At 60.1% G+C, this 14,584-nt stretch carries 10 protein-coding genes; 7 read left to right on the forward strand and 3 right to left on the reverse strand.

Translation table 11 applies throughout. The annotated features are described in order from the left end of the window. Window positions 1–284: 284 nt before the first annotated feature. The 6 genes from SFUM_RS13625 (at window position 285) to SFUM_RS13650 (ending at window position 7,244) form a co-directional block, all read left to right on the forward strand. Window positions 285–884 carry a DUF2087 domain-containing protein gene (locus tag SFUM_RS13625; RefSeq protein ID WP_011699472.1) on the forward strand — a complete coding sequence of 200 codons (600 nt, stop codon included), beginning with the start codon at window positions 285–287 and terminating at the stop codon, window positions 882–884. 335 nt (window positions 885–1,219) lie between these two features. After that, the gene (locus SFUM_RS13630) at window positions 1,220–2,224 is read left to right on the forward strand and encodes an ABC transporter substrate-binding protein (protein WP_167321351.1); all 1,005 of its coding nucleotides are present in this window, start codon (window positions 1,220–1,222) and stop codon (window positions 2,222–2,224) included. A gap of 313 nt (window positions 2,225–2,537) precedes the next feature. Next, complete coding sequence (locus SFUM_RS21880) at window positions 2,538–4,733, forward strand: sensor histidine kinase (RefSeq protein WP_167321352.1); 2,196 nt, start codon at window positions 2,538–2,540, stop codon at window positions 4,731–4,733. Between the two features lie 121 nt (window positions 4,734–4,854). After that, window positions 4,855–5,385 (forward strand): 3-hydroxyacyl-ACP dehydratase FabZ family protein, encoded by a 531-nt coding sequence (locus SFUM_RS13640; protein WP_011699475.1) that lies wholly within the window; start codon window positions 4,855–4,857, stop codon window positions 5,383–5,385. After that, window positions 5,378–6,661, forward strand: coding sequence for a beta-ketoacyl-[acyl-carrier-protein] synthase family protein (locus SFUM_RS13645; protein ID WP_011699476.1), 1,284 nt, complete (start codon window positions 5,378–5,380; stop codon window positions 6,659–6,661). Before SFUM_RS13640 ends, SFUM_RS13645 begins: the two co-directional genes overlap by 8 nt. 340 nt (window positions 6,662–7,001) lie before the next feature. Continuing rightward, a complete protein-coding gene (locus SFUM_RS13650; protein ID WP_011699477.1) occupies window positions 7,002–7,244 on the forward strand; it encodes a phosphopantetheine-binding protein in 243 nt (80 codons plus the stop codon). A gap of 149 nt (window positions 7,245–7,393) precedes the next feature. Here SFUM_RS13650 and SFUM_RS13655 read toward each other — a convergent pair whose 3' ends face one another. The 3 genes from SFUM_RS13655 to SFUM_RS13665 all read right to left on the reverse strand — a co-directional run bounded on the left by SFUM_RS13655 (window position 7,394) and on the right by SFUM_RS13665 (window position 11,379). Beyond that, window positions 7,394–8,887 carry a benzoate-CoA ligase family protein gene (locus SFUM_RS13655; protein ID WP_041442696.1) on the reverse strand — a complete coding sequence of 498 codons (1,494 nt, stop codon included), beginning with the start codon at window positions 8,885–8,887 and terminating at the stop codon, window positions 7,394–7,396. A 44-nt stretch (window positions 8,888–8,931) separates the two neighbouring features. Beyond that, window positions 8,932–9,999, reverse strand: a complete 1,068-nt coding sequence (locus tag SFUM_RS13660) for a hypothetical protein (RefSeq protein WP_011699479.1) — start codon at window positions 9,997–9,999, stop codon at window positions 8,932–8,934. Window positions 10,000–10,545: 546 nt separating this feature from the next. After that, window positions 10,546–11,379: a hypothetical protein gene (locus SFUM_RS13665; protein ID WP_011699480.1), complete on the reverse strand. Its 834-nt coding sequence runs from the start codon at window positions 11,377–11,379 to the stop codon at window positions 10,546–10,548. A 1,367-nt stretch (window positions 11,380–12,746) separates the two neighbouring features. Here SFUM_RS13665 and SFUM_RS13680 point away from each other — a divergent pair. Next, a complete protein-coding gene (locus tag SFUM_RS13680) occupies window positions 12,747–14,273 on the forward strand; it encodes a YifB family Mg chelatase-like AAA ATPase (protein WP_011699482.1) in 1,527 nt (508 codons plus the stop codon). The last annotated feature ends 311 nt before the right edge of the window (window positions 14,274–14,584 follow it).

The following is a 14,584-nucleotide window of genomic DNA, read 5'->3' on the forward strand; positions in this document are numbered from 1 at the left end:
CTCTATTTCCATGATCAGAAAAAATCGACGGCGGTGACCGTGAACACGGAATTGAAGGGTTCCGTTGCGGGGCCGGACCCTGATTCCGCGCATTGACAGCTTCGCGAAGCGTGTACTATAGTCAACGCCGGTCGCCAGTTCACCCAGGCGTCGCCGCCCCCTTAAGGGGTGCTAAACCTGCCTCTATATCCCATTCGACCGGACACCTTATCCCGTGCCGGGTCGGAAGACGGCGACCACCGACATCATTCCGCCCGGATCGGCACGCTCTACGAGGATAGGCGATGTCCAGAACACTATTGCCCTTTCATTCGGATGACATTTCCGCCCTGGCACGGTCTCTAAAGGGCCAACTCGCCAATTGCGAGTCTCAGCCGAGCCATCTGGAACTTTTGAACATGCTGGCGCGGGCGAACGGCTACCGGAATTTTCAACATTATCGGGCCAGTCTCCCCGCCGAGGCTCTCCTCGAGGGTCACCCGCCCGCTCCGGAGCCGGAGCCCGTGGACCTCGCCCGGATAAGGCTCCTGCTTCGGATGTTCGACCCGGGAGGCAAGCTCGCTCACTGGCCTTCAAAACGCAGTCGCCAGGAGCTGTGTCTTTGGGTCATATGGTCTAAATTGCCTGCCCGGCAGGTTTTCGCTGAAAAAGAGATCAACCTGCTGCTGAACGACTGTCACCTTTTCGGAGACCATGCCCTGTTGAGGAGGTGGCTCTGCGATTACGGCATGATGACCAGGACCAGGGACGGCCGTGAATACCGTCGGGTCGAAAAGGTTCCACCCGCCGAAGCGATCGAGTTGATCCGTCGACTCGGCCGTGTTCAAGCCGGAAAGCATTCCGGCGGGCAAGGTCCTGCGCTGCACGGAACGACGAAAAGGTAGACGTCGCGGTCTTGAAGAAAGGGCATGCGGGGCGCGGCCGTTTCTTCGCGCAAATCGCAAGACAAGCCGGCATTCGTCGATCGAATGTCCGCAGAACCGCCAGGGAGAGACAACGCTCGAATATCACGGAGCAATTGCCGAACTGGAGGTCGCGCCAGGCGAAACGACATCCAGCGAGAGGTCAGGAGGTCCGGATGGAAAACCTCGATAGGGCGGGCTTTCCGCGCAGGTGTCCCTTACCCTCGAAGACCGGCATGGAAAGGATTTCCGAAAGACCGCCAAGCCCGGGACGGGGAAACCGGCCGGCGGACCGGCACGCCGGCCGGCGGGGATGCATGAGTACGGCTCGCCGATCCCTGAGCTTGTGGGTCTGCTTCCTGGCCATTGCGGTCGGGCTGCTCTTCAGCGGCTGCGCCGATCGGAAGCCCGGAATGAAGCGCGTGGGGATCCTTTGCGGCCTCGATGTCCTTTTCCCCACCGTGGAAGGCTTCAAGGGAGGGATGCAGGAAATGGGGTATGTCGAAGGGGTCGACATCGCCTACGACGTGAAGAGGACAAATTTCGACCCGGAGACTGAAGAACGCATCCTTCGCAGATTTGTTGCGGACCGGGTCGACATGATACTCGTCTTTCCCTCCGAACCGGCCATCACGGCAAAGGAAGTCACCCAAGGCACGCCAATTCCCGTCGTGTTCTGCCAGACCTATACGGAGGGGACCAATTTGATCAAGAGCGTGCCGGAACCGGGGGGGAACATCACGGGGGTACGGTTCCCCGGACCGGACCTCGCTCTCAAGCGTTTCGAGATCCTTCACGAGCTGCTGCCGCAAGCCAAGGTCTTCTGGGTGCCCTATGCCAGGGATGTCCCGATCGTCCCACCCCAGCTGGCGGTGCTTCGCCCCGTTGCCGAGCAAGCAGGCATCACCCTGGTTGAATCTCCCTTCGAAAGCCCTGAGGATCTCTTTCAGTTCATGGAGGAACGGGACAAAGCGGGGGATATCGGCATTGACGCCGTGTTGTTGATATCCGAGCCTTTGACACGCATACCCGCGGTTTTCGAAGCCATGGGGAAGTTTGCTTTCGATCATCACATACCCATAGGAGGGACGATCATTTCCTCAAAAGAGCACTCGACCTTGTTCGGTGTGGCCGCAAAAAGCCTTGTCTCGGGGAGACTGGCGGCAGTGCAGGCGCACAAGATCCTGAAAGGAATGCCGGCCGGCAGCATCCCGGTCATCTCGGCCGAAAGTTTCTTCCAGCTGAACTACAAAGTCGCCCGGGAGCTCGGACTAGACGTTCCCGAAGGGTTGTTGAAGCAGGCGGACGAGATCCTTCGCTAGCCGTTTACTGAAGAAGGACCGGAATTCGCGGAGAATCCGTTCCGACGAATCGCCGTGAGCAGGAAGCGCAAAGAATAATGAAAATGTGCCGGGCCGGGGCGTTCTTTCGCAATCCGTCCCTCCCCGGGGTCACCACTTAACGATGAAGACCGGCCCGGCGGCTGTGTGCATCAAGACTGCCCGAACCTCTTATCCGTGTGAGCAGGAATCGGGATTCCATGGGGATTTGCAGGTCCGGGCTTTCACCGTGGCATCAAACGTTTCGACACCGTCAGGAGCCTGCTCGAGGGCGCTGCAAACTGGGGAAGAGGCAATGACAAGTCCGAGGAAATCCGCGGTGACGACACTTGGATTGAGCATGGCCATGGCGCTGGCCTTTTTTTCGCTGAGCGTGGCGGTGCTTCTTCTCTACAGCGGATTGGACGCTGTGCGTGATTTCAGAGCCCAGGAGTCGGACATTTTCAACAAGCAACAGCTTGCGGCACAGAATGCGGCCAAGACGGTGAGCAACTTCATCAACGAGAACTTCAGCGTACTGGAAACAGCGATAGGGTTGAGCCCCTTCGACAGGATGTCCGGCACTGAGCAAAAGCAGGTCCTGCAGACCCTGGTCGGGCTCCGGCCCGCCTTCAGGCACCTGGTGCTGTTCGATGATCGAAACGAAGTCGTCGCTCAGGCCTCCCGGCTTTCCTCGTATGCATCGAAAGCATTCATCGACAGGCTCAAGGAGAGTCTGCCCGGAAAGAATCCCCCGGTGGAGCGGACGATCGGTCCGGTGCATGTGAATCCCGCGACGAGCGAACCCATGGCGATCATGGCTCTTCCGGTCAAAAACGTCCTGGGAGACGTCCAAGGGACTTTGATCGTCGAGCTCAACCTGAAATTCATGTGGGATATCGTCGATCGGCTGAAAGTGGGTGAGACCGGCTACGTCTACGTTGCCGACAGAAAGGGCAATCTGCTCGCTTTCAGTGACTCCGGCAGGGTATTGAAAGGCGAGAGCGTGGAACAGCTCGAGGCGGTTGCCGAGTTCATTCGCAAGGGAACGTCCGCCGGGCCGGTTTTGGCCACCACCTACCGCGGCATTCTGGGTTCCACCGTAGTGGGGACCTACGCACCGCTGACGACTCCGGACTGGGCGGTCATTGCCGAACTGCCATGGGAAGAAGCATACCGGGAACTGCTTCTCGGCATTGTCACCTCCATGGGGATCACATTGGCGATGGCCGTTCTCGCCGGCTTTTTCGGGGTTTTTGCAGCCAGGCGGTTTGCTTCTCCATTGATTGACCTGACTGAAACCGCCTCCCGCATCGCCGGGGGAGAAAGGGATTTGCAGGCGGAGGTCGCCGGTCCCCGGGAGGTGGCGCACCTGGCCACGGCTTTCAACAGCATGACCGCGCAGCTGCGACAGAGCCTGCAGGATCTGCAGAAACAATTCGATGAGCTCAAGCGGACGGAGGATGCCTACCGTCGCAGTGAAGAACGACTTCGCCTGGCCGTGGAGGGAACTTCGGACGGCATCTGGGACTGGGATGTCCGGACGGGACAAACTTATTTCAGCCCGAGCTATTACACCATGGTGGGATATGAACCGGACGAATTTCCCGCCAACTACCAAAACTGGCTGCAACGCGTCCACCCCGACGACGTGGAGGAGGCCGTCAGGCTTGCGCAACGGGCGATTGCGGAAAGCTCATCCTTCGTCATCGAGTTCAGGTTCAAGACAAAGAACGGAGAATGGCGATGGGTTTGCGGCCGCGGCAAAGCCGCCGGATGGGACGCCGACGGGAACACAACCCGCATGGCCGGCTTTCACAGTGACATAACGGAGCGCAAGCTGGCGGAGCAGCAAACCAGGGCCGCTCTCGAGGAAAAGGAAGTGCTGCTTCGAGAGGTCCATCACAGGGTCAAGAACAACCTCCAGGCCATCATCTACCTGATCAGATCCGAGGCCGACCAGTGCGAGGACAAGCGGGGCTCCCGATTCCTGGGAGAGCTGGAAGAGCGCGCGCGGACCATGGCGCTCGTCTACGAACAGTTGTACCAGTCGGAAAATCTGGCCCGCATCGAAATGGTGCAGTACCTGAGCGACTTGGCCGCCAACCTGGCGCAGGCATTCGGGGCCGATCGGGATATCCCGATCGCGGTCGAGCCCGGGAAAATCTGGCTCGACGTGGAAATCGGAATGCCCTGCGGGCTGATTGTGAACGAGCTCGTGACGAACGCGCTGAAGCATGCCTTCCCGCCGGGCGCACAGGAACGGGGCAGGATAAGCGTGGCGCTCCGCAAGGAACACGAACGGTACGTCCTCAGGGTGAGCGACAACGGGGTGGGTCTTCCTCCGGGGCTGCCCTGGCGCGAAGCCCGGTCCCTCGGCCTCCGGCTCGTGAACCTCTGGGCGACGCACCAGCTGGGAGGGACCATCGCCGTGGAGGGCCCGCCGGGAACCGCCTTTGTCGTCACCTTCCCGGCGAGGAGGGGCCGGGCGGGCCAAAATGGCCCTTGCTAGCGCCGCACCTCAGGCCGACTTGCCTTGAAAGTGGATTCCCGGCTGAATCGGTCTTGACGCTTCGCGCGCACCAAAGGACCGGCCCCCGGTCGCAGCCCCGGCGCCGGCAAGGAGCTTTTCGATGCCGCATCCCGAAGCAAGGGAACAATTCCTGCGCCGGTCGGCCCGCACGGCACTCTGGCGCCACGGCCTCTCCACGCGGAAAGTGAGCATGGGGCAACCGGAAATCGAACGGCTGATCCCTCACCGCCGGCCCTTTCTTCTCCTTGACGGCATTACAGCGGTGGATTATGAACAGCGGGCCGCGGAAGGAGTGCGCCGGATCGATCCCGAAGACCCGGTGCTCGCCGGCCATTTTCCCGCCAATCCAATCTATCCGGGGGTGCTGTTGTTGGAGATGATGGGACAGCTCGGCCTCTGCATGATCGGACTCGAGGCGAGGCAGGCAAGGCAAGACGGCCTTCCTCAAACGGAGCCGCGCCTCATCCGGATACATTCGGCGGTTTTTCTGGCGCCGGTAATGCGGGACGACGAGGTGACGATACGATCCATTTGCCTGGAAGACAACGGACTCACCCATGTTCTTGCCGGGCAGGTCTCCCGTGGCGATGTCCACTGCGCCCTTTCCGTCATGGAGCTGTGTCATGCCTGAGAGGAAAAGAGTCGTGATCACCGGAATGTCCGTCAACACGCCTTTGGGGGACACCCTGGACGGCTTTCTTGAAGGCCTTCTCCAGGGGCGCTCGGCAATCGGACTCTACGAAGCGCCGGGGCTCGTCGCCGGGGTTGCGGGCAGCCTGTCCCCCTACGACCCGCTTTCAAAGGCATCCGCGCTGCGGGACCGTATCCCCGCAGATGCGGCAAACCGGTTGCTCAAGCTGGTCAGATACTCCGCCTGGTCGACGAAGCTCAGTGTGCTGCTCGCGCTTGACGCATTCCTGGACGCCGGCCTTGTCCCCGGTTCCGTCGATCCTGAGCGGATTGCATCCGTCGTCACGGGTCACAACATCAACCAGTTGTATGTACACCATAACTGGGAGATGTTTGCCCGCGATCCCGAGGACGCGGGCATCGACCTGACGGTGTTTGTCAAGAAGTGGGATTCGGACCACGCGGGTTGCGTTTCTGAAGTCATCGGCATCCGCGGACCCGTTTACCTCGTCGGAGGCGCCTGCGCCTCCGGAAACGTCGGCTTGCGGTGCGTCCTGGACGAAATCCGTCACCACGACATCGATGTGGCCCTGGTGGTGGGACCCGTCTTTGACTACACGCCTTTCACACTGCACTCTCTTGTGCGAATGGGAGCCATCTCCTTCCACCGCTACCGGGATGACCCGGCCAGGGCGAGCCGTCCCTTCGATGCCGACCGCGACGGGTTCGTTTTTTCCCATGGCGGGGCCGGGCTTGTGTTGGAAGGATTGGAACACGCCCTTGCGCGGGGAGCTCGGATTTACGCCGAGATGGTGGGGGTCGAGGTCGGTTCGGCGAGTTCGCGGACCCCCACCCCCTCCGAAGAGCACGAAGCAAGAGTGATGGAGCGCCTGGTCCATCAAACGGGGACCGATCTCCGGGAGATCGACTTTGTGTCGGCGCACGCCACATCCACCGTGCTCGGGGATTTGGCCGAAATCCGGGCTATCCGGCGGGTTTTCGGGAAGCACGCCGCAAACCTCAAGATCAACGCGCCCAAGTCGATGCTCGGGCATACAACCTGGTCGGCGGCGGTCGTCGAAACAGTCGCCTCGGTTCTCCAGATGCATGCCGGATGGCTTCATCCTTCGATAAACATAGACCGGCTCGACCCTGAGATCGATCTCGACGTTTGCGCCAACCGTAAGGTGAAGCATTCCATCAACCTGATGTTGAACAATGCTTTCGGATTTGCGGGAGTCAATTCGGCAAGCCTGATACGCCGATATGCGGGTTGATCCGGACCGGCGATCCGCATTGGATGGCGAGGGTACGCGGCTGGTCGCCGCCCGGTCGCGCTTTGCATGAGAATGCCCGGACTCGGCGCCTCCTCACTTTTGTATGTTGACGGGCAAATCGGTCGTAGCAAGGGGCGGGTTTATCCCCGCCCGCGTAACCTCCCGACGGGCAGGTGTTGCGTCATCTTGAACGCACCTCGGCATGAGAAGAATGTGAACGGATTCACCCCGGAGTCCGATTCTTTGGTAAGCCGGTATGAAGCGAGCGGGAGCGGCCTGCTCGATACCGGATCGCGCGAGCCCGCTCGACGCAGACCCCTGCAATGCGAAGGAGGAGAGAATGACGCGAAAGGAAATCCTGCCCAGACTGTTGAAAATCTGCAAAGAGGCCGTGCCCGAACTGGGAAACGGTGAAATCGACCCGAACAAGACCTACCGGGAACTGGGCATCAACAGCCTGGACCTGATGCAAATCCTGACCGTGGCCATGAAGGAGCTGAAGACCAAGATTCCGACCGCACAGCTGTCGGAGGTCACTACTCTCAACGGATTGGCGGACTTGTTCGTCAAGGCGTCCGGTTAGAAAAGCCCGCCTCCCATCCGAGGGCACGTCCGACTGGGGCATGCCGGGGGACCCGTTCATCACAGGGTCCCCGGGGGGCGGCTGATCCGCCCGTTCATCCCGTCACCGCGATCGGCGGGCACGCGGCGTGTGCCCGCCATGCGCTCCCATCAGCGCCTCAACCTGTACCTCTGGATCTTTCCCGTTTCCGTCTTGGGCAGCGTGGCGCGAAATTCGATCTGCGCGGGACACATGTACCCGGGCAGCCGTTCCATGACGTGGGAACGAATCTCCCCCGACAATCTCGATTCCTCCGAAACACCGGGGGCGAGCGCCACGAAGGCAACCGGCCTGGCGAACCCTTCGAATTCCCGCCACGTTACGGCGCACTCCGACACCGCCGGATGTTCCCGAATCACCTGTTCCACCCTGGACGTCGACACCCAGTTTCCCCCAACCTTGAACATGTCGTCGGCCCGCCCCTGGTAGGTGTAGCATCCCGCCTCCTCGACGAAAATATCCCCGGTGTGGAGCCACCCGTCCCGGAGCATCGTCTCCGAAGTCTTTTCGGGCTGATTCCAGTAGAAAGGCGCCGTGCTCAGCCCTCGAATCAGCAGACGCCCAGGTTGACCGGCGGCAAGGTCGTTTCCGCCGTCATCGACGATCCTCGCCTCGTAGGGAGGCACGACGAAGCCGGAAGTCCCCGGGCGCACCTCGCCCGGCCGGTTGGAGATAAAGATGTGGAGGACCTCCGTGGTCCCTATGCCGTCGAGTACGTCGAGGCCCGTAAACTCCCGCCACCGCGAGCAGACCGTCGCGGGCAGCGCCTCTCCGGCCGAAACGCAAAGGCGCAGGGAAGGAAAGCGGACCGGTTGGTCCAGGCTCTGCAGCAAGACGTTGTAGAGCGCGGGCACGCCGAAAAAGATCGTGGGACCATATCGCGAGAAGATGTCGATGACATCGCCGGGCATGACCGCATCCGGGTAAAGCACCACGCTCGCTCCGTGAAACAGCGGAAATGAGAGGCTGTTTCCAAGCCCGTAGGCGAAAAAGAGCTTGCTCGCCGAATAGCAGACGTCGTTTTCGGACAGGCCCAGGACTCCTCCGCCGTAAGCCTGCGCCGTGTAAACCATGTCGCGGTGCCTGTGGGGAATCCCCTTGGGTTTGCCGGTGCTTCCGGAGCTATAGAGCATGAAGGCGATGTCATCCTTTCGGGACGGATGAGGCTCGAGCTCGGGAGACGCCTCCTCAAGCATCCGGGCGAAGTCATCATCGTCGGCGCGAACCCGGTGCAGAAGGTTTCGAGCGTCGGCCCGCAAGGCTTCGGAAGTCCCCGCCGAGAAAACCGCCACCGCCAGCGAATCGTGCAGAATGTACTCGTAGGCGTCCCTGGAGAGCTGCGGGCTCAACAGCACGGGCCACGCTCCGCACTTGATGCCGCCCAGGAAAGCGATGACGCATTCGGGACAGTCCGGAAGCGCTATCAGAATCCTTTCCCCCGGTGAGACGCCAAGTCCCCGCAGCACGTTCCCGAACCGGTTGATGCGCACCCGAAGCTGCCTGTAGGATATGGTCTCGGCTCCATGGTAAATGGCCGTCTTGTCGGGCCTTGCATCGGCATGACCGTCAATCAGCTCGCAGGCGACGTTGTAGAAGCTCTTCACGGCGTTGTTTCTCCCCGGCGCGGCGGCATCCCGAACGAACCGCGTCATTTCCCCAGCAGGTACCGGCAGGCAGGATTGCGCTCGATGTCTTCCCGAACGAGGTCGAGTATCCGGCGCGCGCGGTCGGATGTGAGTTTGATGGATTCGAAATGCGGAAGCGTGTCCAGCTTCTGCATGAGCAGACCGTCCGTGTCGAACCAGCGGGGAAGAAATCCGCCGAAGAAATATCCCCTGCCGCGCAGCAGCTCCACGGCCCGGCCCGACCCCGGATCGCCCAGGTTCACGAATACCTGCATCACCCGGGCCTTGCGGTTTCGAGCTTCTTCTTCCGTGCCCGCATGAACCTGTGGAAGATCCTCCCCGGCGCGGTTGAGATTGAACCGCGCCACGTGCGCGTGATCGATATACTGAGGCACGAGCTCCGTGGACGAATCATGAATGTATCCCCGCGATTCCAGCAGGTTGCGTGACACATCCAGCCCGGACACGATGAACTCCAGTGCACCGGCATACTCCCCTGGAACGTAAATGTCATGCGCGCGGTCGCGCACGGTCCTGAAACCCAGCAGCGTCGAGACGCGAGAGCCCGGAAATTCGAGGTCATTAAAAGCTTCCGCAGGCATCAGGCCGAGCTCCAGGCCCGTTTCCTCCAGGCCGGCCAGGACCATCAGCTTTTGGGAAATGACGTGGTTGCAGACGGCTTCTCCGAAAAGCTCGTGGACATCCTCTATCGAATCGAGAAGTTCCAGGAGGTGATCCTGCATGCAGAGGGCCGCGAACGTATGTCGATACTCGGGCAGGACCAGGGCCTGACCTATTTCATAAGTCCCGGGGAAATACGCCGAGCTCCTGTACAGCGCCCCGTAGCCGATGACGGCGCCGCCCCCCACTCGAGCCACGACGCTGATGACGTTGCCGTTCTCGTTTTCCCGGATCAGCTTGTCCGGAATGTAGTAGGTATCGAAGGGATAGTGCTCGCCGTATACGGCATAAAAACAGCGGGCAACCCCCCAGGCGTCCTCCGGTAGCATGCGGCGCACTTCGAATTCCTGATCGGGTTCCACCGCCAGGGGTTCCGACTTCAGCTTCGAGATGGCTTCCTGTTTGTTCATCGGGCTCCGCCGTCCTGCAGGTGGAGAAGGGTTGTCGATCCTCCATGCATGCATGCAAGTGCAGGAGGCCATATTACTTGAAGTGCCTTATGTCATAAAGCCAATTCTCCGCCTTCGGATCATTGGAGGCCGGGCCTCATCGTCGAGCGGGCCACGGCCGGGCCGTGGGTCATGAAATGATGTTGCGCACCACCGCGGGAACGGCGGAATGAAAGAAAAGGGCAGGATGAGCCGCCGGCAAATGCGCTCTCCAAGGACGCCCGTTTCCTTGGACGGCACCGAAAGGCACGGCGATCTTGGTCATAAACGGAGAACAGGATCGCCGAGGAAGGAACCGGCCCGGGACATCATAATAACGAGGTGCGTTCGAGATGACGCAACACCTGCCCGTCGGGAGGTGACGCGGGCGGGATAAAGCCCGCCTCCTTGTACGCACCGATGTGCCCGTCAGACACAGCAAGGGGAAGGCTTTATGCCCTCCCCCCAATGCACTCATCTTGCACGCAAAATTGTATCACGGAAAGCACGGCACAAAATGCGTGTTCCTTACCTTTCCCCCCCTTCCGCGAATTCCTCGCCGGCTATGCCCGAATCTTCCCCTCCAACGGCCAGGGAAATCCTTTTCGAGAGGGAATAGGTTCGATTGCAGTTGTTGTTGGTGCGCAATTGAATGGCCATGTAGTACGTGTTGCCGGTGCTCCTCAACCGGTCCACCAGGGCTTTGGGAACAAATAAACGCCCCATGTGGGTGGGGATGCGGACGTAAAGCTCTCCCTTCCATGCGGCGTCTTGATAGACGTCAATGTAGGCTCGAACGGAAGTCTGCAGGGTGGGCTTTGTTCTGCACAGGACCATGGGAACATCCCATGTGGCGGTCAGATTGCCGTACCCGTCCACCGAAGACTTGATGGAAGATGCCTCAGTAACGGGCAATTTCACCGCGCCTTCAAAATTGAAGTCCATATTGCACACGCTGGTCGCATACCTTACCGACAGATGATAGGTGCCGATGATGAGCTTTCCGGGCACCTCGCCCCAATAGTTGCTCGCCGTATACAACTTTCCATACAGGAACACGCCGTTCTTTCCGTCATACTCGCCGTCCAGCTCACCGTATTTGGCAAACTTGAGATCAGCTTTTGTCAAGGGCACCGCATGTCCCAGGGGATCGGTGAGTGTAATCGACTTGAGCTGATCCGTCGCGACGTATTGACCTCTTGCGTTCTTTATGCCAAACGCTATTCTGTTAAGGTTTCTTCCGTCTTCGTAGACCCTGTGTTGAACAAAAAAGTAATCGAGTGTATAGGCCGCCATTGATTGATCGACAAAACTGAAAACAAACACGAGTGACAGCAGCAGGCTCCATCTTCTCCCGACCATGATGACCTCTCCTTTCGTTTCAAGTGCCTTCCCCTTTCAACCCCGGACAACACCTTCTCCATCCATTGAACGCGGCCGCCTTCGACAGCGACAGGCGGTGCCGCATCATAAAAACGCAGACGCATTCAAAGACGGCTTGTTTCCCGTCTGGCAGCGGATAACGGAACTCCGCCGGTATGAAATCACACGGTGTTGGAAAACGAAGGAATGTTCAGGTCCCCCGCCCGCCTCGAGGTTCGGAATTTGCAGACCGCTCGCTCAAAAACCGATTGATCGTGGGACCGGATAGGGTTTCTGAATGCATTCTCGGCCAAGCAGAAGGATTCCAGCAGGCCCGCCGGATGTCCCGACCGGACTGCCGATGAATCCCGAGGCCCTTTCCGGGGCGGGATCCCGTCCAAAAAGGGAGTTGGGGCGCTCTCATCGCCCATCGAATTCTCCGACACCCCGAAAAAAAATGCAAGGGAAACAACAGGCGGCGAGGACCTCCCGACAGTATTTCTCACGACGGCGAGAACCAGCTCGGAACAGCCCGGCAGACCGGGAGGAGATGGGACAGGCCAGGCTGCCCCACTGTTTTCAGACCTGCACAATTCGCTCGTTGTCCGGGCTCCTCGCATCCTTGAAATCTCATCCTTTTGAAGAAAGAAATGAACTTGCGCCCACGGAAATTTCATATATCATCTTATTCGCTCCAAAATGTCCATCGAGGAGGTGAAATGAAATGTTCATCTTGAAACACATTTTGGGAGTGCGCTTGTAAGTGGGCGGCAATGCTTTGCAGGAGTGCTCCATCGAGCATGGTTTTGACAAAAGATTGCCGGATGGTGGGCGCAAAGATGGCTAGGCAATTCCACATCCAAGACTATACGCTTTTGTTCGCTGTCCGGGTTAACACCAGACGAACGAATTGGTCTTTACTTACGATTTGCCTGGGCGGGCTTGGTTCGGTGGCCAAGCCCATCCTCAACAGATATAAAGGTACGAATTTCAAAGTTTTTACATAACCTATTCCACGATTAAGCACAGGATTCCGAAGAAGCATTGGATTTATAGATGCACTTGAAAGGGTTGTCATTATATATAGCGTCGTAGACATTTTCGCATTGAGAGTGTATCGATGATCTAAATCGGCTCAGATGACTCGTTTCCGCTCTCGATGGTGCGCATCCAATTACGGCAGCGTGTATATCGCTAATTACCGCTACCAGCTCGTAGAACATGTCCGCCTGCCGTCCTTTTTCGTTTCCAGGCGGGCGGCGACGGGATCCCATCGTTTGCCGGAAACCGGCCATTTATCGTTTCCGGCCGGTTTCAGGCATGCATTCACCCTTTGCACCCCGCTACGGAGGGAACCGCTCCCGGCCATGATCGCGAAAACCTACACGTGCAGTCTTCTGGGCATCGATGCGATCCTGGTGGAGGTGGAGGTGGATTTGTCCTCGGGACTGCCCTGCTTCTCCACCGTGGGCCTTCCCGACAACATCGTCCGCGAGAGCAAGGACCGGGTCAAGACGGCCCTGCAGAACAGCGGTTACTCGTTCCCTCGCGAGCGGATCACGGTGAACCTGGCTCCCGCCCACCTCAAAAAGGAAGGGGCGGGATTCGATCTGCCCATTGCCGTCGGCATCCTGGCCGCAACGGGGGCCATCGCGCCGTCCCGGGCCGAGAAAGCCGTTCTGGTCGGGGAACTGTCCCTGGACGGCAGGGTGAAGCCGGTGGCGGGGGGTCTTTCCATGGCGATCCAGGCGCGGGCGAGCGGCTACACCGAGTTGATCCTGCCTTCGGACAGCGCGCCTGAAGCCGCGGTCACGGACGAGCTTCACGTTGTGCCGGTGAATCATCTTTCCGAAGTGGTGGAGTATCTCAACGGCAGGCACGATATCGAGCCGACCAGGGTGGACCGGGAACACCTCTTGGGCGTTCAGGACGTCGAGGAGCCGGACTTCGAGGACGTCAAGGGACAGGAGCACGCCAAGCGCGGCCTCGAAGTCGCCGCGGCGGGCGGGCACAACGTTCTGCTGATCGGTCCTCCGGGATCGGGCAAGACGATGCTCGCCCAGCGCGTTTCGGGAATCCTCCCGCCGCTCGGCTTCGAGGAAGCCCTGGAAACGTCGAAGATTTTCAGCGTGGCGGGTTTGCTGGAGAATCAGCCGCTCATGGTGCGGCGGCCTTTCCGGGCACCTCACCACAGCATCTCCGACGCCGGCCTGGTCGGCGGCGGCCACATTCCGCGGCCGGGCGAGGTGAGCCTCGCTCACAACGGGGTCCTGTTCCTGGATGAATTCCCGGAATTTCGGCGCAACATCCTGGACCTCCTGCGGCAGCCCATCGAAGACGGGCGCGTCACCATCGCCCGCGCCGCAATCTCGCTCACCTATCCGGCCCGGTTCATGCTGATCGCCGCCATGAACCCATGTCCCTGCGGCTACAGCGGGGATTCGACGCGCCCGTGCACTTGCTCGACCCAGGTCGTGCAGCGTTATCGGGGAAGGATCTCCGGCCCGATTCTTGACCGGATCGACCTGCACATCGAAGTTCCCGCGGTGCGTTACCGGGACCTGAGCTCCACTCAGAAAGCCGAAGCGTCGTCGAGCATCCGCAGGCGCGTGACCGAGGCCAGGACACTCCAGGTCGAGCGCTTCTCGGGGGATTCGATCTATTCCAATGCGCTGATGAAGCCAAAGCACGTCAAGAAGTACTGCCGGATCGACGCCTCGGGACACAGGCTGCTCGAGCAGGCGGTGCATCGGCTGGGGCTCTCGGCCCGCGCCTACCATCGCATCCTGAAAGTCGCCCGCACCATCGCCGACCTGGAGCGCCAGGCGGAGATCGCCTCGCCCCACCTGCTTGAAGCCATCCAGTACCGGTCGCTGGACCGCAGGCTCATTTGATGTCGATCCGGATTCAAGACCGCCCGATGAAGGGACCAGCGGAAGATGCGACGGGCCGGGTAAACTCTGCCCCGTCTCGGATCCGCACATTTTCAGGAGCGGGGCTCCGTGCCCTCCGGCCTGATGCTTCCGGTTCCAACGCGGTTTTCATGTCTCGTGCCGCAGTCGGGAAAAGGCGGCCCGGGAAACCGGGTGTTCCCTCGCGGATGCCGGAAAGCACGCCAACCCGCGCGACGCAACCGCCGGCAGGATCGCCGGGGAGCGGTGACGCCCCGGCATCGTCATAGGAGAAATCTCGTCCTGTTCCCCTT

The organism is Syntrophobacter fumaroxidans MPOB, assembly GCF_000014965.1.
Lineage (GTDB): Bacteria > Desulfobacterota > Syntrophobacteria > Syntrophobacterales > Syntrophobacteraceae > Syntrophobacter > Syntrophobacter fumaroxidans.

Bases quoted from the DNA above. Each gene is read 5' to 3' on its own strand.
- SFUM_RS13625 (WP_011699472.1), top strand. From the start codon at position 285: ATGTCCAGAACACTATTGCCCTTTCATTCGGATGACATTTCCGCCCTG.
- SFUM_RS13630 (WP_167321351.1), top strand. From the start codon at position 1,220: ATGAGTACGGCTCGCCGATCCCTGAGCTTGTGGGTCTGCTTCCTGGCC.
- SFUM_RS21880 (WP_167321352.1), top strand. From the start codon at position 2,538: ATGACAAGTCCGAGGAAATCCGCGGTGACGACACTTGGATTGAGCATG.
- SFUM_RS13640 (WP_011699475.1), top strand. From the start codon at position 4,855: ATGCCGCATCCCGAAGCAAGGGAACAATTCCTGCGCCGGTCGGCCCGC.
- SFUM_RS13645 (WP_011699476.1), top strand. From the start codon at position 5,378: ATGCCTGAGAGGAAAAGAGTCGTGATCACCGGAATGTCCGTCAACACG.
- SFUM_RS13650 (WP_011699477.1), top strand. From the start codon at position 7,002: ATGACGCGAAAGGAAATCCTGCCCAGACTGTTGAAAATCTGCAAAGAG.
- SFUM_RS13660 (WP_011699479.1), bottom strand. From the start codon at position 9,999: ATGAACAAACAGGAAGCCATCTCGAAGCTGAAGTCGGAACCCCTGGCG.
- SFUM_RS13665 (WP_011699480.1), bottom strand. From the start codon at position 11,379: ATGGTCGGGAGAAGATGGAGCCTGCTGCTGTCACTCGTGTTTGTTTTC.
- SFUM_RS13680 (WP_011699482.1), top strand. From the start codon at position 12,747: ATGATCGCGAAAACCTACACGTGCAGTCTTCTGGGCATCGATGCGATC.